Origin of the sequence: Kribbella ginsengisoli, assembly GCF_039537185.1 — a bacterium.
In the GTDB taxonomy this organism is placed as follows: Bacteria; Actinomycetota; Actinomycetes; order Propionibacteriales; family Kribbellaceae; genus Kribbella; species Kribbella koreensis.
In genome coordinates this window covers 1-17,418 of sequence record NZ_BAABAA010000007.1, presented here as the reverse complement: position 1 = coordinate 17,418, position 17,418 = coordinate 1, and the positions used below count along the sequence as shown (strand labels likewise).

15 protein-coding genes are annotated in these 17,418 nt (G+C 67.4%); 11 read left to right on the top strand and 4 right to left on the bottom strand.

What is annotated here, in order from left to right; genetic code table 11:
* Window positions 1-12: 12 nt before the first annotated feature.
* The 4 genes from glgX (at window position 13) to ABD768_RS23545 (ending at window position 7,360) form a co-directional block, all read left to right on the top strand.
* Window positions 13-2,130, top strand: coding sequence for a glycogen debranching protein GlgX (gene glgX / locus ABD768_RS23560; RefSeq protein WP_343970512.1), 2,118 nt, complete (start codon window positions 13-15; stop codon window positions 2,128-2,130).
* Entirely contained in the window at window positions 2,127-4,532 is a 2,406-nt protein-coding gene (gene treY, locus ABD768_RS23555; RefSeq protein ID WP_344844076.1) for a malto-oligosyltrehalose synthase, read from the top strand. The genes glgX and treY overlap by 4 nt, the downstream gene beginning before the upstream one ends.
* On the top strand, window positions 4,519-6,255 hold the full coding sequence (gene treZ, locus ABD768_RS23550; RefSeq protein WP_343970506.1) for a malto-oligosyltrehalose trehalohydrolase: 1,737 nt from the start codon (window positions 4,519-4,521) through the stop codon (window positions 6,253-6,255). The genes treY and treZ overlap by 14 nt, the downstream gene beginning before the upstream one ends.
* 418 nt (window positions 6,256-6,673) lie before the next feature.
* Complete coding sequence (locus tag ABD768_RS23545) at window positions 6,674-7,360, top strand: hypothetical protein (protein ID WP_344844073.1); 687 nt, start codon at window positions 6,674-6,676, stop codon at window positions 7,358-7,360.
* A gap of 1 nt (window position 7,361) precedes the next feature.
* Here the strand turns inward: ABD768_RS23545 and ABD768_RS23540 are convergent, their stop codons facing one another.
* A complete protein-coding gene (locus ABD768_RS23540) occupies window positions 7,362-8,009 on the bottom strand; it encodes a helix-turn-helix transcriptional regulator (RefSeq protein WP_344844071.1) in 648 nt (215 codons plus the stop codon).
* A 161-nt stretch (window positions 8,010-8,170) separates the two neighbouring features.
* Window positions 8,171-10,780, bottom strand: coding sequence for a GNAT family N-acetyltransferase (locus tag ABD768_RS23535; RefSeq protein ID WP_344844069.1), 2,610 nt, complete (start codon window positions 10,778-10,780; stop codon window positions 8,171-8,173).
* A gap of 101 nt (window positions 10,781-10,881) precedes the next feature.
* On the opposite strand from ABD768_RS23535, the gene ABD768_RS23530 reads away from it, so the two are divergent.
* Together ABD768_RS23530 and ABD768_RS23525 are read left to right on the top strand one after the other, a co-directional pair.
* Window positions 10,882-11,601 (top strand): siderophore-interacting protein, encoded by a 720-nt coding sequence (locus ABD768_RS23530; RefSeq protein WP_344844067.1) that lies wholly within the window; start codon window positions 10,882-10,884, stop codon window positions 11,599-11,601.
* 24 nt (window positions 11,602-11,625) lie between these two features.
* Window positions 11,626-12,135, top strand: a complete 510-nt coding sequence (locus tag ABD768_RS23525) for a GNAT family N-acetyltransferase (protein ID WP_344844064.1) — start codon at window positions 11,626-11,628, stop codon at window positions 12,133-12,135.
* Here ABD768_RS23525 and ABD768_RS23520 read toward each other — a convergent pair.
* The gene (locus ABD768_RS23520) at window positions 12,088-12,705 is read right to left on the bottom strand and encodes a TMEM175 family protein (protein ID WP_344844061.1); all 618 of its coding nucleotides are present in this window, start codon (window positions 12,703-12,705) and stop codon (window positions 12,088-12,090) included. The two genes, ABD768_RS23525 and ABD768_RS23520, sit on opposite strands and share 48 nt — an antisense overlap.
* Before the next feature lie 86 nt (window positions 12,706-12,791).
* On the opposite strand from ABD768_RS23520, the gene ABD768_RS23515 reads away from it, so the two are divergent.
* Genes ABD768_RS23515 through ABD768_RS23505 form a run of 3 tightly spaced genes read left to right on the top strand, consistent with a single transcriptional unit; the run spans window position 12,792 to window position 15,153 of the window.
* Window positions 12,792-14,102 (top strand): sensor histidine kinase, encoded by a 1,311-nt coding sequence (locus ABD768_RS23515; protein ID WP_343970484.1) that lies wholly within the window; start codon window positions 12,792-12,794, stop codon window positions 14,100-14,102.
* A complete protein-coding gene (locus tag ABD768_RS23510; RefSeq protein WP_343970481.1) occupies window positions 14,099-14,725 on the top strand; it encodes a response regulator in 627 nt (208 codons plus the stop codon). The genes ABD768_RS23515 and ABD768_RS23510 overlap by 4 nt, the downstream gene beginning before the upstream one ends.
* Before the next feature lie 56 nt (window positions 14,726-14,781).
* Complete coding sequence (locus ABD768_RS23505) at window positions 14,782-15,153, top strand: hypothetical protein (RefSeq protein ID WP_344844057.1); 372 nt, start codon at window positions 14,782-14,784, stop codon at window positions 15,151-15,153.
* A 14-nt stretch (window positions 15,154-15,167) separates the two neighbouring features.
* On the opposite strand, the gene ABD768_RS23500 is transcribed toward ABD768_RS23505, so the two are convergent.
* Window positions 15,168-15,572: a VOC family protein gene (locus tag ABD768_RS23500; RefSeq protein WP_344844054.1), complete on the bottom strand. Its 405-nt coding sequence runs from the start codon at window positions 15,570-15,572 to the stop codon at window positions 15,168-15,170.
* Between the two features lie 62 nt (window positions 15,573-15,634).
* Between ABD768_RS23500 and ABD768_RS23495 the strand changes: the two genes are divergently transcribed.
* Together ABD768_RS23495 and ABD768_RS23490 are read left to right on the top strand one after the other, a co-directional pair.
* On the top strand, window positions 15,635-16,060 hold the full coding sequence (locus ABD768_RS23495; protein ID WP_344844051.1) for a MarR family winged helix-turn-helix transcriptional regulator: 426 nt from the start codon (window positions 15,635-15,637) through the stop codon (window positions 16,058-16,060).
* A gap of 79 nt (window positions 16,061-16,139) precedes the next feature.
* The gene (locus ABD768_RS23490; protein ID WP_344844048.1) at window positions 16,140-17,285 is read left to right on the top strand and encodes a peptidoglycan-binding protein; all 1,146 of its coding nucleotides are present in this window, start codon (window positions 16,140-16,142) and stop codon (window positions 17,283-17,285) included.
* Window positions 17,286-17,418: the final 133 nt, after the last annotated feature.

Below are 17,418 nucleotides of genomic sequence, written 5' to 3'. Positions count from 1 at the left end.
TACCGTCATCGGGTGCAGAAATGGCCTGGTCGTCCTTATCCCCTCGGAGCCACCTACGACGGTTCCGGTACGAATTTCGCGCTGTTCTCGGAGGTTGCTCAGCAAGTTGACCTGGCACTGATCGGCGACGACGGGTCGGAGCAGCTGGTCCAGCTCACCGAGGTGGACGGGTTCGTCTGGCACGCCTACCTGCCCGCGGTGCAGCCCGGCCAGCGGTACGGGTACCGCGTGCACGGACCGTACGAGCCGAGCAACGGGCACCGGTGCAACCCGTCGAAGCTGCTGCTGGACCCGTACGCGAAGGCCATCGACGGGCAGGTGGACACCGACGAGTCGCTGTTCAGTTACCGGTTCGCCAAGCCCGACGAGCTGAACACGATGGACAACCGCGGTCACACCATGCTGTCGGTGGTCACCAACCCGTTCTTCGACTGGGGCAACGACCGGCCGCCGGGGCACGCCTACCACGAGACGGTGATCTACGAGGCGCACGTCAAGGGCCTGACCAAGACCCACCCGGGGCTGCCGGAGGAGATCCGCGGCACGTACGCCGCGATCGGCCACCCGGCGATCATCGAGCACCTCAAGGAGCTCGGGGTGACCGCGATCGAGCTGATGCCGGTGCACCAGTTCGCCCAGGACGGGCATCTGCAGGAGCGGAACCTGTCGAACTACTGGGGCTACAACACGATCGGCTTCTTCGCCCCGCACAACGCGTACTCGTCGCTCGGCGGCCGCGGCCAGCAGGTGACCGAGTTCAAGACGATGGTGCAGGCGCTGCATGAGGCCGACATCGAGGTGATCCTCGACGTCGTCTACAACCACACCGCCGAAGGCAACGAGTTCGGCCCGACGCTGTCCTTCAAGGGCATCGACAACGCCGCGTACTACCGGTTGGTGGACTCGGACAAGTCGCACTACTACGACACCACCGGTACCGGGAACAGCCTGCTGATGCGGCACCCGCACGTGCTGCAACTCATCATGGACTCGCTGCGCTACTGGGTCACCGAGATGCACGTGGACGGCTTCCGGTTCGACCTCGCGTCGACGCTGGCCCGTCAGTTCCACGAAGTGGACCGGCTGTCGGCCTTCTTCGACCTGGTCCAGCAGGACCCGGTGGTCAGCCAGGTCAAGCTGATCGCCGAGCCGTGGGACGTCGGCGACGGCGGCTACCAGGTGGGCAACTTCCCGCCGCTGTGGACCGAGTGGAACGGGAAGTACCGCGACACCGTGCGGGACTTCTGGCGTGGGGAGAAGTACACCCTGGCCGAGTTCGGGTCCCGGCTGACCGGCTCGTCCGACCTGTACCGCGACGACAGCCGCCGGCCGCTGGCGAGCATCAACTTCATCACCGCGCACGACGGCTTCACGCTGCGCGACCTGGTCTCGTACAACGAGAAGCACAACGAGGCCAACGGCGAGGGCGGCAACGACGGCGAGAGCCACAACCGGTCCTGGAACTGCGGTGTCGAGGGTGAGACCGACGACCCGGCGATCCGGCAGTTGCGGGCCAAGCAGCAGCGCAACTTCCTGGCCACGCTGCTGATCTCGCAGGGTGTGCCGATGCTGGCGCACGGCGACGAGCAGGGCCGGACCCAGTCGGGCAACAACAACGTCTACTGCCAGGACAACGAGCTCGCCTGGGTGAACTGGGACCTCGACGAGGAGCAGCAGGACCTGCTGGAGTTCACCGGTCAGCTGGTCCGGTTGCGCAACGAGCACCCGGTGTTCCGGCGCCGCCGGTTCTTCCACGGCGACCAAGGGGTCGACGGGCTGGGCGACCTGGTCTGGTTCACCCCCGAGGGCCAGGAGATGCAGGACGCCGACTGGAGCCGCGACGACGCCCGTGCGGTGGCGGTGTTCCTCAACGGCGACGCGATCTCGGAGCCGGACCCCCGCGGCGAACCGGTGGTCGACGACTCGTTCCTGATCCTGCTGAACAGCAACTACGAGGCCGAGGACTTCCTGCTGCCTGCCAAGGAGTACGGCGAGGCCTGGTCGGTGGTCGTGGACACCGTCAGACCGACGGGGCGTGCGCAGGAGCTGGAGCACGCTGCCGGGACCACCGTCCGGATCGAGGACCACGGCATGCTCGTCCTGACGAGGCCGCGGCAGGCAGCGCAGTGAGTGCGGTCCCGCAGGCTACCTATCGAGTGCAGATCCGTGCGGACTTCGGCTTCGACGCCGCGGCCGAGGTCGTCCCGTACCTGCACGGCCTCGGGATCTCGCACATCTACCTGTCCCCGATCCTGCAGGCAGCGCCCGGCTCCGCCCACGGGTACGACGTCGTGGACCACAGCAGGTTGTCCGAGCCGGCCGGTGGGCGGCCTGCCTTCGACCGGCTCGCCGATCGGCTGGCCGACCATCGCATGGGGGCGATCGCGGACGTAGTACCGAATCATGTGGCTGTGCCGACTCCTGCGCGGCTCAACGCTGCGCTGTGGTCGGTACTACGGGATGGGCCGGGCTCGCCTTACGCCGAGTGGTTCGACGTCGACTGGGGGTCGGGCAACCAGCCGCTCCTGATGGCAGTGCTCGGGCAGCGGATCGGCAAGGTGCTCGCCGACGGTGAGCTGTCCGTGGACGGCGATGTCCTCCGGTACTACGACCACGAGTACCCCCTGCGCCCAGGGACCGAGAACCTGCCGATCGCCGAGCTGGTGACCGAGCAGTGGTACCGGCTGGCGCACTGGAAGGTCGCCGACGAGGAGCTGAACTACCGGCGCTTCTTCGACGTGGACACCCTGGCTGCCATCCGGGTGGAGAACCAGGAGGTCTTCGAGGCCACCCACGAGCTGCTGTTCTCGCTACTGCACGAGGGCAAGCTCACCGGCTTCCGTATCGACCACCCGGACGGCCTGGCCGACCCGCGTGGCTACTTGCGCCGGCTGGCCGAGCGTACGGGCGGCGCCTGGGTAGTAGTCGAGAAGATCCTCGAGGGGTCGGAAGAGCTGCCAGGGGACTGGCCCTGCGCGGGCACTACCGGCTACGACGCACTACTGCGGGTCGGCGGGCTCTTCGTCGACCCTGCTGGAGCAGCACCGCTCTCGGCCTTCCACTCGGAGCTCACCGGCGAGCCTGCCGACTTCGCTCAGGTAGTGGAGCAGGCGAAGCGCGAGGTGGTGAAGCACGGCCAGTACGCCGAGGTGCACCGGCTCGTGGAGTTGCTGGCGCGCATCTGCCAGGACGACGTGCGGCTGCGCGACCACACTCGTCGCGCGTTCCATGCGGTGGTTGTCGAGCTGCTGGTCAACTTCGATCGGTACCGGGCTTACGTAGTACCGGGTGAGCAGCCTGATCAGACTGCTGTCCACGCCATGGAGCATGCGACCGAGTTGGCTCGGCGCAACTTGGATGAGGACCAGCAGGAGACTCTGGAGCTGGTGCGGGACCTGCTGCTGGGGCGTGAGGCCGGCACTGCGAGTCGTATCGATGAGCATGCTCGCTATGAGCTGATCGTGCGGTTCCAGCAGACTTGTGGGCCGGTGATGGCCAAGGGGATCGAGGACACCGCGTTCTACCGGTGGTTCCGGCTGACGTCGCTGAACGAGGTCGGCGGGGATCCGTCGCACTTCGGGGTGTCGCCCGAGGAGTTCCATGCTTTCGCGGCCCGGCTGAACGATCGCTGGCCACGGACGATGACGACGCTGTCCACACACGACACCAAGCGGTCCGAGGACGTCCGGGCGCGGTTGGGGGTGCTGTCCGAGCAGCCGGCGGCCTGGACGGAGGCGGTGCGCTCGTGGCGGACGTTGTCGGAGCCGTATCGCGATTCGGGGCTGGACGGGAGTACGGAGTACCTGGTCTGGCAGACGTTGTTCGGGACCTGGGATGACGGTCCGATCGCCGAGGAACGCTTGCAGGCTTACGTGTTGAAGGCTGTGCGGGAGGCGAAGCGGCATACGAGCTGGACGTCGTCGGACGCGGAGTACGAGTCCTCGGTTGCGGCCTTCATCACGGGGGTGCTGGGAGACTCCAGTGTGCTGAAGGCTGTTGGGCACTTCGCTGCCGGGCAGTCGGAGTATGTGCGGGCGGCGACGCTCGGGCAGAAGCTGGTGCAGCTGACCATGCCGGGCGTGCCTGACGTGTACCAGGGCACGGAGCTGGTTGACCTCTCGCTGGTCGACCCGGACAACCGGCGGCCGGTGGACTACTCGGCGCGCGTAGAGCGTCTTGCGCGCCTTGACGCCGGTGCGCGTCCTCACGACCTGTCGCAAGAGAAACTCCTGGTCACAACGAAGGCCCTGCGACTACGCCGCCAGCACCCCGAGGCGTTCGCCGGTAGCTACAAACCGCTTCCCACCTCCAGCGGGCACGCGGTCGCCTACTGCCGGGGTGAGTCGGTGGTGACGATCGCTACCCGGCTGCCGGTGGCCCTGCATCGGTTGGGCGGCTGGGGAGACAGCACGGTCGTACTGCCGGAAGGGAACTGGCAGGACGTGTTGACCGGCCGCGCAGTGGGTAGTGGATCGGCTCGCATTCACGAGCTGCTGGAAGAACTACCGGTGGCACTACTTGTCAGGAGCTGATGGCTTGCACACCTTCACTGTCTGGGCGCCTTCTGCTTCTACTGTTTCTTTGGTTCTTGAAGACTCTTTGGAGATGCGGCGGGCTGACGGAGGGTGGTGGGAGCTGTCGGTAGCCTCTGCCGGGCATGGGACGCCTTATGCGTTCTCAGTCGACGGTGGTGAGCCGATGCCTGATCCGCGGAGTGCTTGGCAGCCGTCTGGCGTGCATGGGCCCAGCCAGGTCTTCGACTCGTCGCTGTTCGAGTGGAGCGACGCTGGTTGGGGCGGGCGGGACGTACGGGGTGCTGTGTTCTATGAGTTGCACCTGGGGACGTTCACGCCGGAGGGGACGCTGGAGGCGGCTGCTGGGCGGCTGGATCACCTTGTGGCGTTGGGGGTTGAGGTCGTCTCGCTGATGCCGGTCGCTGCGTTCCCTGGGCGGCATGGGTGGGGGTACGACGGCGTAGACCTGTATGCGGTGCATGAGCCGTACGGCGGGCCCGGTGAGTTGCAGCGGTTTGTGGATCGGTGTCATGCGGCCGGGCTGGCGGTGTGCCTGGACGTTGTCTACAACCATCTTGGGCCGAGTGGGAACTACCTGGGGTCCTTCGGGCCGTACTTCACGTCCAAGCACACGACGCCGTGGGGGCCGGCGGTGAATCTTGATGACGTGGGAAGTTCCGAGGTACGCCGGTGGATCTGCGACAACGCGCTGCGGTGGTACCGGGAGTTCCATCTCGATGCGCTGCGGCTGGATGCGGTCCATGCGTTCGTCGACGACAGTCCTCAGCACCTGCTGCAGCAGTTGTCTTTGGAGACTGCTGCGTTGTCGGTCGAGTTGGGGCGGCCGTTGGGGCTGGTGGCGGAGTCGGATCTCAACGATCCGCGCACGGTCGAGCCGGTGAGCGACGGTGGGATGGGGATGACGGCGCAGTGGAGTGACGACTTCCACCACGCGTTGCATGTGCTGCTGACCGGGGAGAAGACCGGCTACTACGAGGACTTCGCCGAGCCGGGGGCTTTTGCCAAGACGCTGACCCAGGTGTTCTTCCACGACGGGTCGTACTCGACCTTTCGGGGCAAGGACTGGGGGCGGCCGGTGGATCCCTCCAAGCATCGGGGAGGGGAGTTCCTCGCCTACTCGTCGAACCACGACCAGGTCGGCAACCGGGCGCTGGGCGATCGGCCGGCGCTGACGCCGGGGCAGTTGGCGATCGGGGCTGCCTTGGTGATCACTTCGCCGTACACGCCGATGCTTTTCATGGGTGAGGAGTGGGGCGCGTCGACGCCTTTCCTGTACTTCACCGATCACACGGAGCCTGCGCTGGCCGACGCCGTGCGGGTCGGGCGGCGGCAGGAGTTCGCGGCGTTCGGGTGGGACGCGGAGGAGATCCCGGACCCGCAGGATCCGGAGACCTGGCGTCGCTCGGTGCTCTCGTGGAGCGAGGCCGATCAGTCGCCGCATTCTGAGCTGCTGGGGTGGTACCGGGAGTTGCTGGCGTTCCGGGCTTCCAGCGAGGACCTGCGAGACGATCGGCTGGCGTCGGTGGGGATCTCGTCGGGGGATTCGTGGCTGGTGGTTCGGCGCGGGGCCGTGCGGGTGGTGGTGAACCTGTCGGCCGAGGAGGCGGTGGTGCCGGTGGAGGGCTTACCGGCGTACGAGGTGATGTCTTTCGGGACGGCTGCCATCGTCACGGACGGTGTTCAAATCTCGGGTGAGAGCGTTGCCATCTTCGCAGGCTGAAAGATTTCTCCGTCAAGAAAGTGTTGACGAAATACGCCCGTAACGCCTTTGCTCGTTGGAAAAGTCTGGACAAACCTGAGACTTTGTCCGAATTTCGTGGGTAGTTCGAGAATCGCTTGTATTCGGCTCTGTGGTGACGGACTGTAGAAGAGGCCAGCAGGAGCCGTGACCGGGGGGACGACCGGGAGGACACCTATGACTGTCGGAGGCGTTGACACCTACTACGACTACGAAGAGAAGCAGTGGAAGAGCAGGAGGCTAGGCGGCGGCCCCATCCCCCGCGGCCCAGTCTGCCCAGCACCACGCACCGTAGATCATCCACCGGCGGACCGCCGCCAGCCCACTCGGGACCACCACGCCAAAGAAGACAAAGTCCAGGTCTGACCCCAGCGACCCCTGGGCGGGGTTAGCCTTCGGCATGGTCTCGGCGCTGGTGACGTGGGGTCTCATCCTCGATCGCTCACTAGCTGAGATCGCTGCCACCTCCGCGAACCCTGAGACCTTCGACGGACACCTCGTCAACCGGATCGCGGACGTCTGGGACAACAACACCGCGCCGTTCTTCGGCGCCGCTCTTGCGCGGACCAAACGCCGCCGCGAACACCTCGCCGAAGCCGGCCTCCTCTGGATGGCCGACTTCGGCCCGGACCGCCGCGCCTGGGCACTGACCCACACCACCGCCCTCGGCTACCAGCTCAACCTCCCCGAGCTGACCCCGAACCACCCGTACGCCGCCGAGCCGGCCGAGACCGGCCCGATCCACGGCGTCGCACGCGTTGCGGTACGCCTCCTCCACTGGGCGATGATCGAGACCCGAGTCGTCGGCTTCCTCGCCCTGGAGGGCAACACGGACAAAGCCGAAACCCCAGTCCACGTCCTGAGCCTCGCCTTCGCAGGCACCGGCACAGCCGTCATCAAGGCCGGCAGCTCCCGCTTCAACCGCGACGCAGCCTTCCTGACCCTCATCACCAGCTGGCTCAACTCCAGCCCTGAAGCCCGTGAGTGGTTCCTCCATCAGCTGCAGGAGCTCGCCACCTTCGACCACGAAGACCCAGCCGTCCAGACCGCGGCCGCTGACATTCTTCGGGCTGCGGCTGATGGCTGAGTCAGCTTGCCTGGTCCAGGAGCCAGCCGCGGTCGGCTGCTTTTACGCCGGCCTGGAAGCGGCTGCGGGCGCCGAGGCGGTTCATGAGTTGCGCGACCATCCGGCGTACCGTCCGGACCGAGATGCCGAGTTGGGCGGCGGCGAACTCGTCGGTGGCGCCGAGCGCCAGTAGCCGCAGCATCTCCTTCTCGCGTCCGGACAACCCGGTGCCGACCGGGGCGTCGCAGTCGGCCAGCGGTACGGCGTCAGGCCAGACCCGCTCGAACAGCTCGGCAGCGGTCGTCACCACGCTGCTCAGTCGCAGTACTGCGACGCTGCCGTTGGTCGTGTCGGCCGGGAGGACCGCGATCGAGTTGTCGATGACCAGCGCGTTCATCGGCACCATCGGCACGGTACGGACGGCCACGCCCGCCAGGGACATCGCGCCGAGGTGCCGGCACCGCGTCGGCGCGGTACGGGCGGTGTCGGGATAGATCGCGCGGTAACGGATGCCCGGGCGGACGTCCCGTGGACCGAAGGCCGGTCCGGTGGGAGACAGGTTGCTCATCGCGAGTACCGAGTCCTGGGCGGCGGCCAGGAGGGTGGCGACCCCGTCCTGGGCCGGGACCTGGCGGAAGCCCGTCGGGCGGTTCAGCAAGGTGACAGTCATGAGAATGGACCCCCAAAGGTGGCGTGCGCGACGGTCTGGGGCGGCGTTTGCGCTGGGTGACCGTTCATGACGCCTACGATCCGGGGCGGCGATGACATTTCGATGACATGCGAGGCCGGCGCACTGACTGCGGTTGTGTGACCTGGCCGCTTGAGCCGGGCTCAGCCGCCCAGGAAAGCTGTGCGGGTGAGGAAGGCCAGTTGGGTGGTTTTGGGGGTGCCGTCGTGTTGGGTGTAGGTGGTGATGGGGCCGAGGGTGAAGCCGGTGCGGGTCATCCGGGTGATGGCCGGGGTGTTGGCGGCGTCGGGGTCGGCGACGACGCGGGGGTGGCCGTGGTGCTGGAAGATGAAGGTGCCTAGGGCAACGAAGAGGTTGCCGGTGAAGTCGGGGCGGCTCTCGCCGGGGGCGATGAGGAAGTGCAGGCCGAGGTCGCCGAGCTCGACCTGGTACGCCGTTCCGACTGGATCGGCTTGCGGGTCGTAGGTGTGGAAGAGGGCGACCGGGGTGCCGGCGAGTTCGGCCACGTAGGCGTGATGGGTGGGGACGGAGTCGAGGAACTCGTACGTGGCAAGGACTTCCTCGGGCGTCTGGCCGGTCATGCCCCAGAAGGAGGCGCGGTCGGCGGTGACCCATGCGTGGATGAGGTCCAGGTCTTCCGTGGGCACCACCGGGCGGATCCGTACCAGGCCGAAGCCGTCGACTTGGTGCTCGAAGGTTTGGTCCTCGGCAGTCAGGGCGCCGTTGACGGGCGCGAGGTCGCCGCGGAGCCACAGTGGGAGCTGGTCGTGGTGGTGCGCGTCGCCGAGTACGCCGGAAGCGCCGAGCGGGACGATCCACGCGCTGTTGTCGCGGTCGGCGACGTCCCAGGCGTAGCGGGCGGCGGAGGCGCGGATGCAGACGTCGGTCAGGCCAGGCAGGCTCGAGGTGGACATCACGCAGTGGTGGTCGCCGGACAGTGCGAATTCGTAGTGCTCTTCTCCCTTGGCGAAGACCGGTCCCCGCAGTGCGTGCAAGGGAGCCAACTGATGGGTCTCACCCCACGGGCCGCGCGGCTTTTGGTGGGCGACCTCTTCGAGGGCTTCGCGGGCCAGCCAGTTGACGTTGACGTCGGGGAGCTTGGCCGCGATCAGGCTTTCCAGCGCGAAGTAGGTGTGGGCGGTCGTGTCGAGATAGGGGACGAACACCTCGGGGACGTCCACGTCCTGATCGAGGACGGCGAGGGTCGGGTGCTCGGCGAGGCGGCGTACCAGTGCCTTGCGGAGGGCGGCGTAGCTGGAGGCTTCGGTGCTGGCGGCGTCCATCCGCTGGTCCCAGGCGAGGAGGCGCTCGCGCAGAGTGGTTGCCTCGGGCGACAAGTCTTGGTGGTCCTTGAGGAGATCGAGCAGCGAATCGGCTGAGCCCAGGAGGGTGTCCCGGTGGATGAGTGGCATCGTCTCGACGGTCCAGTCGGCCCGCTCGTGGAGTAGGTCGGTGATTCTGTTGTAGCGGTGCGGAGCGGCGTAGTCGACGCCGAGCGGCTCGGCGAGATGGCGGGTGTTGGCCATCGCCACCGCGTCGTCAACCGTGGCCCGGGGCATCGACTCGTGCCAGCCCTGCCACTGATGCTCCGCTTTCCAGGCCGGTACTACGCGCAGGCGATTGTCGTCGTGCCGAATCGGGACAAGGCCTGCCGTGCGGTGCAGCAGGCCGCCTGCGGTGTCGGCTGCCATCAGGACGTTGACCGGCTCGACCCAGCGGTCGACGGCCGCGTCGATGTCGCCGACGGTGGTTGCCTTGACCAACTTGGGAAGGACCTCGAAGCCGATTCGGTGAGTGACTCGTGGTGGGTAGCGCAAGCTGATCGCCTGCGACTGGTCCGGGCCGCCGATGATGACCGGACCGCGGGCGGTTTCGATCAGCTCGATCTCGACGGGGTCGGCGCCGGCGATCTCGACCTGCTCGGTGTGCCGGGTGGCGGGCTGCCAGCCGTCGGGGCCGAGCGCCTCCACGGCGGTGCTGCCGGCCGTGGTGCGGCGGAGCTGTTCGGAGTACAGGTCCTGGTAGTCGGACATTGCGTTGGTTATCGCCCAGGCGACGCTGCCGGTGTGGCCGAAGTGGGCAAGGCCGGGGATGCCGGGGACCGCGAGGCCGATGACGTCGTACTCGGGGCAGGCGAGCCGGATCTGCTGATAGACGCCGGGGCTCTCGATGTAGCGATGGGGGTCGCCGGCGATGATCGGCGTACCGGCTGCTGTCCGGTGGCCGGGGATCAGCCAGCCGTTGCTGCCGGCGGTGTCCGGGCCTTCGGCGTTGAAGAGGTCGAGGTAGTCGTCGCCGAGGTGGCCGGCGACGTGCTCGCGCCAGAGCTTGGTGGGGAAGCCGGCGAACAGGATGTGGATCGCCATCCAGATCGCGAGCGGCGCCCACGGTTGCCACTGCTGCGGGGTGAGGCCGGTCTGGGCGAACTCGGGTGCGCGCAGGGCGGCGCCGGGCAGGCTGTGGTTGACGCCGTCGACGTAGGCCGAGACCCACTCGCGAGTGTCGTCGTCGAGGTTCTCCCAGCAGCGCTGGGCGGTGTCGGCGAGGCGAGCCTGGCGGGCGAAGGTGTCCCAGCTGAGCGCTTCGGGGCCGAGGAATGCGGCGCTGGTGCCGAGTGCGCGGCGGTGTTCGAGCTCGAGCTGCCAGGCCCGGTCGGTGGCGGCGTTACGGCCCTGGAGGTAGGCGAGTGCGAGCGGGTCGCCGGCTCTCAAGTGCGGTACACCCCAGGTGTCCCGGTCGACCTTGGCGTTCACTCGTCATCCTCGCGTTAGTTAGGTTAGGCTGCGCTAACTTACAAGTCAGATTGTTCGGCTGCAACCGCCTTATTCTCGCTGGATCGGAAGGGACGTGCGTTGTGGGGCATGGCTGGGAGGGTGTCGTCCTCAAGCTGTTCCGGGGCAAGGACTTCGTATTCACGGTGACGGGTGCCGAACAGGTCACCGAGCGCTACCGCCGGGTGCACTTCACCGACGGCGGGCTGCTCGGGGCGGTCGGGGTGCACCCGACGATGTGGGTGCGGCTGTGGTTCGAGCACGCGGGCAAGCCGCATCAGCGGGCGTACACGCTGGTCGATCCTGATGTCGTGGCGGGGACCTTCAGCATGGAGTTCGCGCTGCATGAAGGGATCGCGAGCGACTGGTCGCTGTCCGCGAAGGCGGGTGACACGATCGAGGCGACGCTGCAGGGGACGGACTTCGCCGTACCGGATCCGCTGCCGCCGCGGCTGCTGGTGATCGGCGACCCGGCGTCGCTGCCGGCCATCAACTCGCTGCTCGCGGTGGCGCCGAAGCTGCCGGCGACCATCTTCTTCGAGACGACGCACGACTCCGACGCTGAGCTGCCGCTGCGGATCGATCCTTCGCACCACGAGCTGCGGACGGTACCGCGCAAGGGCGACCAGCTGGTCGCCGAGGTGAAGGCGAGTCTGCCCGGGTTGATCGACGATCCGGCGAGCACGTTCGTGTGGGTCGCCTGCGACACGAAGACGACGCGCACGCTCACGACGTACCTGCTGAAGGAACTGTCCCTCCCGAAGGACCGTGTGAAAGCACTCGGATATTGGCGCGCAGCCTGAGGCGTAGGCGGATAGCGTGGCCGGGTGATTCGTGTTCTGGACCTGACGGATGTGGCTACTGCTGAGCGGGTGCTGGTGGTGCAGCGGCTGGCCTATGCGGTGGAGGCTGCGCTGATCGGGTTCGACGGGATACCTCCGTTGCAGGAGGATCTGGCCGGGTTGATGGCTTCGTCGGAGCACTGGCTTGGGCGTTACTCCGATGATGGCGAGCTGGCCGCCGCGGTCGCCTATGAGCTGCCGGATCCGGAGACGGTCGAGATCAGCCGGCTGGTCGTCGATCCGGCGCACGCTCGGCGCGGGCACGGGCGGGCATTGCTGGATCAGCTCGATTCGCTCGAGCCGCGCCCGGTCAGCCTCGTCTCAACCGGCACGGCGAACGCGCCCGCGGTCAACCTGTACCTCTCCCGCGGCTACAGCGCCGATGCCGAGGTGGAGATCGCTCCGGGAGTCACCATCACGCAGTTCTCCCGCCACCTTCCTGGCCGCTCAGCCGCGGGTGCGGAGTTGTTCGAAGCCGTAGTAGACGGCGAGTAGGAACAGGACGAGCAGGGTGATCGGGGCCGAGATGAAGGAGAGGCCGATCGCGGCGGCGTAGAGGAGGGTGCCGACGGAGTAGCGCAGGACGGAGCTGCGTTGTTCGGCGGGAGTCATCTCGTGGTCGACGAGGTGGTTGCGGAGGGCATGCCACCAGATCGCGCTGAAGAAGATCGCGGCCAGGGTGAGGTTGGTGCTGTAGACGGCGGCCGCGACGTGCGCGTCGGTGCCCTCGTCTTGCAGGAACTCGGCGAAGAGGTTCGTCGGGAACGGCAGCAGGGCGGCCCAGAGCAGCAGGCCGAGGTTGAGGAACATCAGGCCGCGGTCGGCGCGCTGGATCTGCCGGAACATCGAGTGGTGGTTGATCCACATGATGCCGAGGATCGCGAAGCTGGTCAGGTACGCGCCGAACTGCGGCCACTCGTCGACCAGCGCGGGCCAGAGTCGTTCACCCGGCTCGAGGTCGGGGATGTGCAGCTCGAGGACGAGCAGGGTGATGGCGATGGCGAAGATGCCGTCGCTGAAAGCCTCGATCCGAGAGGTCTCGGCGAGGTCCGGCTGTGCGTTCACGCGGCGAGTCTGACACCTGGGCGGGCGGTGGTACTAGGACTTTTGTCGGGCTGCCGTGGCGGGGGCGGCGCGCATACGATCGCTGGATGGTCGATGAGCGCGCGCCGGTGTCCACGGTCGGGTTGCTGGTGCGCTTCACCGCGGCAGGGGTGATCGTGCTGCTCTCACTGGCCGCGCTGATCGCCTACATCGCGCGCCAGGCCGGTACCGAGCAGGCGAGCGAGTCCGCTCGTGAGGTGACCTATGTGACCGCCCGTGGCGTCGTCGAGCCACGGCTGGACGCCAATGTGGTGGCTGGGCAACCAGCAGCGCTCCAGGCGTTCGACAGTGCCATGCGCCGTTACGTACTGCAGGGCTCACTGGTCCGGGTGAAGCTGTGGAGCGCCGACGGGAAGATCGTGTACTCCGATGAGCCACGCCTGATCGGCCAGACGTTCCCGCTGGACCCGGACGAGACCGAGGCGCTCCGGATCCAGGGCAGCAGTGAGTCCGAGGTCAGCGACCTCAGTCGGCCGGAGAACCAGTTCGAGATCCCGTACAAGAAGCTGCTCGAGGTGTACGTCGGGGTGCGCGGCCCTGGAGACGAACCGATGCTCTTCGAGGCCTACTTCCAGTACCAAGCGGTCACCCAGGCCGGGCAGGCCGCATGGAAGCGGTTCGCCCCGCCCTCATTGGGCGCGTTGCTCCTGCTGGAGCTGGTGCAGATCCCCTTCGCCTGGTCGCTCGCGCGCCGGGTGCAGCGGCAGCAGCGGGACCGGGAGCGACTACTGCAGCATGCGGTGGATGCCTCCGACGCAGAGCGACGGCGGATCGCCGGAGAGCTCCACGACGGGGTAGTGCAGGAGCTGACCGGCCTCAACTACGCACTGGATGCCATGCGGCTGGGCAAGCCGACAGAGGGCCAGCGGGCGGAGCTGATCGCAGACAGCGCGACCAGGTTGCGCGGCAGTATCGGCTCACTGCGCACGCTTCTGGTCGACATCTACCCGCCCAACCTGGCCGAGGAGGGGCTCGCGTCCGCTCTGGCTGAGCTTGCGGCGGGCCTGGAGCGCACGGGGGTCGCAGTACGGCTTGAGACCGAAGGGGCGGAGGATCTGCCGCCTGCTGTGGCAGCACTGTTGTTCCGGGCGGCGCAAGAGATCGTACGGAACGTTGCTGCGCACAGTGGGGCGCAAGAGGTGCTCATCCAGGCCGGGCGCGTCAGTGGCAAGGCGACTCTTGTGGTTGACGACAACGGACGTGGGTTCGACGAGGCCAGGTTGGATGAGCGGAGCAGCGACGGACACCTCGGGCTGCGGTCGATCGGCGATCTACTGGCTGAGTCAGGTGGCATGCTGACCGTACGGGCCGCGCCAGGCCAGGGGACGCGAGTGGAAGTCGAGGTGCCGGTCAGATGATCCGGGTACTCATCGTCGATGACCACGCGATCGTACGGACGGGGCTGGCGCAGTTGCTCGGTACCACCGACGACCTGGAGCTGGCCGGCGCTACCGGCGATGGCGACGAGGCGGTGGTGCTCGCGGCCGAGTTGAAACCGGACGTCGTGCTCATGGACCTGTCGATGCCCGGGACGGACGGGGTGACCGCTACTGCGCGCATCGTGGCACAGGACCCGGCCGCGCACGTGCTGGTGCTGACCTCCTTCAGTGATCAGACACGGATCCTCGATGCGCTGCAGGCCGGGGCCGAGGGCTATCTGCTGAAGCACAGCGAGCCGGAGGTGATCCTGGCCGGCATCCGGGAGGTCGTATCCGGTGGTTCGCCGCTGGACCCGAAGGCTGCGCGCGTACTGCTGACCAACCGGCGCAGTCCTGGGCCAGAGCTCAAGCTGACCGGGCGGGAGCAGGAGGTGCTCGACATGGTCGCCGACGGTCTGCCGAACAAGCTGATCGCCCGCCGGATGGGTATCAGCGAACGCACGGTCAAAGCGCACCTCACCAACATCTTCCAGCGGCTGGGTGTCACCGACCGCACCCAGGCGGCGCTCTGGGCGCAGCGCCAGCGCCGGGCCGAGCAGTAGGTACTAGTACCAAGGTCCGATGGTCTGGACTCGCCTACTAGGCCCACTATCGACGTATGGACCCAGAGCACCGCCCGATAGTCCTGCAGAGCCAGCGGCCCGCCACGGAGTCCGCACGGTCGACCCGCTACCTCGCCTGGGTCGGTACCGGCGTGCTCGGCCTCATCGCAGCAGTCGGCCTAATCGCCGGTACTACGGCAGTCTGGTCAGCCTTCGACCCCGGCACCCCCGGCCAGTCGCCCGCCCCGCTCTGGTTCCCGCCGCCCGCCACCGTCCACCCCAAGCCTGCCGCCGTGACCACCACCCCCGACGACCACGGCGGCCGTCGGGATGACCCGACAACGACCCCTAGCTCAACCACCCGCACCACGGAGCCCGGCGACGACCGGGGAGGCGGCAAAGGCAAGTCCTCGGAGCACAGCTCCTAAGGACGCAACTGAGGTCAGTAAGACTGCAGCTCCAGTAGGTTGCCTTCAGGGTCGCGGAGGTGGGCGGTGCGTAGGTTGGGGCCCCACCGTGGGCGGTCCTGGGCCTCGGCGACCACTGTGCCGCCGTATTGCGTGAAGACCTTCACCGCCGCATCCACCTCGTCCACCTTGAAGACGAGCATCGACCGGTCCTGGGCCGGTACTTCGGCAGCCAACTCGCCCGTGCCGACTGTGCCGGCGATCATCGAGCGCCCGAAGAGCACCAGGCCCGCCTGGCCGTCGAGATCCCAGTTCGCGTAGCTCGCCTCGGGCACCACCTTGACCGGTTCCACGCCGAACAGCGTCGCCAGCACGCCGCGGTAGAACTCCACGCTGGCAGGGAAGTCGCGGACCAGCAGCCGCGGGTAGAGCGCATCCATCGTCGACTCTCCGAAGATTAGTGGGTGAGTACCAACTATTGGTCGAAGCCTACAATATGCCGATGGAGACGCTGTTGGGAACGACCACCTTCGTGCTGCACAAGGTGGCGGTGGCGAGCCGCCGGGCGATCGCCGACCGGCTGGGCGACAAGCCCGGCCTCACGCTGTGGCAGTTCGCCGCGCTCGCCGAGCTCGACGACCAGGGCCCGGTCGCGCAGAACGCGCTCGCGACGGCGCTGGGGATGGACCCGAGCGACATGGTCCGGCTGATGGACGAGCTGGTCGACCGGCGGCTGGTGGCGCGGGATCGCGACCCGGCCGATCGGCGGCGCTACCGGGTGACGTTGACGGCCGGTGGGCGCAAGGCGCTGGCGGCTGGGCGGAGCGTAGTACGGGAGGTTGAAAAGGCGACGCTGGCGCCGTTGACGGCGGCCGAACGGGCAATGCTGCACGACCTCGCGGTGAAGATCCACCGGCGAGATCGGTGACCTCTGTCAATATCTAACCAACATCTGTACCCTCTGGGCCAGAAAGTTTCGTCTTCGGGCTTCAACTCTGGAGGATCCGATGCAGCCGCCCCGCTATGCAACGAAACGGACCGTCCGCCGGTTGGTGCTCGCCACCACCGTGCTCGCGACCCTGGTCACCGGCTTCACGGCACCCGCTCAGGCGGAGAGCCTCGCCGGACCGACCGCCCAGCAGTTGAAGGACAAGACAGCCGGCTGTGAGACCCAGCTGTCGAACGGGAAGTACGCGCACGACTCCGGCGGCTCGCGAACCGTCGCGGTCTGCAAGACCGGTGGAGCCGTGCACTGGACGGCCGACTTCGACGTCGACTGCGACGGCCAGCGCACCACGCAGTGCAACGAGAACACCGATCCGTCGTTCCAGCCGGCCACCTCGTGGAACCAGTCGAACGGCCAGCCGCTGAACTCGGCCGGGCTGCCGTTCATCGTCGTGCCGTTGTCGAGCACGATCTGGAACTACTCGTCAGCGGGGATCGTCGGCGGGACCGTGGCCGCGGTCGTCTACCAGGACAAGGTCGCGTACGCCGTGGTCGGCGACCAGGGTCCGACGGGGATCATCGGCGAGGGGTCGTACAAGCTCGCACAGCAGCTCGGCATCAACCCGAACCCGTCGAGCGGAGGGGTGTCGGGTGCGGTCGTGACGTACATCCTGTTCCCCGGAGTGAAGTCGGTGCCGATCGAGAGCCAGACCGATGCCGTGAGCAAGGGGCAGGCTGCGGCGACGTCGTTCGTCAGCGGGACGCAGACGTGTGGCGCGACGAACCTCGACTTCACCAGCTACCCGACGGTGCAGGCAGGGTCGACGGGTGCGGCGGTCAAGGCGGCGCAGTGCTTGGCCGGTGGGGTCAGTGAGCCGAGTGGGATCTTCGATGCGGCTACTACCGATGCAGTGAAGGCTTTTCAGACCAGAGTTGGCCTCACGTCGGACGGAGTCGTCGGAACGGCTACTTGGACCGCATTGCTTGCCGCTGGCGACAAGACGACTGTTAGCAGCGGCTCGACCGGCACTGCGGTCAGCCGGCTGCAGCGGTCGTTGACGGCCGCCCTCGGTCGCACGGTCGCCATCGACGGCCAATTCGGCCCAGTCACCGATACCGCCGCCCGCGACTACCAGCGCACCAGGCAGCTGGTAGTCGACGGAGTGGTCGGCCCCGCCACCTGGACCGCCCTCCAATCCGGCCACTAGACATCTGAGGTCAGCCACCAACCATCTGAGGGGTTAACCCCTCAGTTGGTGGGTTGCCTAGCGAGAATCCGGCTAGGCAACCCACCAACTGAGGGGTTAACCCCCGAAATGGTGGCTGGCGGGGCGGGAGCGG

Bases quoted from the DNA above. Each gene is read 5' to 3' on its own strand.
- ABD768_RS23545 (WP_344844073.1), top strand. From the start codon at position 6,674: ATGGTCTCGGCGCTGGTGACGTGGGGTCTCATCCTCGATCGCTCACTA.
- ABD768_RS23540 (WP_344844071.1), bottom strand. From the start codon at position 8,009: ATGACTGTCACCTTGCTGAACCGCCCGACGGGCTTCCGCCAGGTCCCG.
- ABD768_RS23515 (WP_343970484.1), top strand. From the start codon at position 12,792: ATGGTCGATGAGCGCGCGCCGGTGTCCACGGTCGGGTTGCTGGTGCGC.
- ABD768_RS23510 (WP_343970481.1), top strand. From the start codon at position 14,099: ATGATCCGGGTACTCATCGTCGATGACCACGCGATCGTACGGACGGGG.
- ABD768_RS23505 (WP_344844057.1), top strand. From the start codon at position 14,782: ATGGACCCAGAGCACCGCCCGATAGTCCTGCAGAGCCAGCGGCCCGCC.
- ABD768_RS23500 (WP_344844054.1), bottom strand. From the start codon at position 15,572: ATGGATGCGCTCTACCCGCGGCTGCTGGTCCGCGACTTCCCTGCCAGC.
- ABD768_RS23495 (WP_344844051.1), top strand. From the start codon at position 15,635: ATGGAGACGCTGTTGGGAACGACCACCTTCGTGCTGCACAAGGTGGCG.
- ABD768_RS23490 (WP_344844048.1), top strand. From the start codon at position 16,140: ATGCAGCCGCCCCGCTATGCAACGAAACGGACCGTCCGCCGGTTGGTG.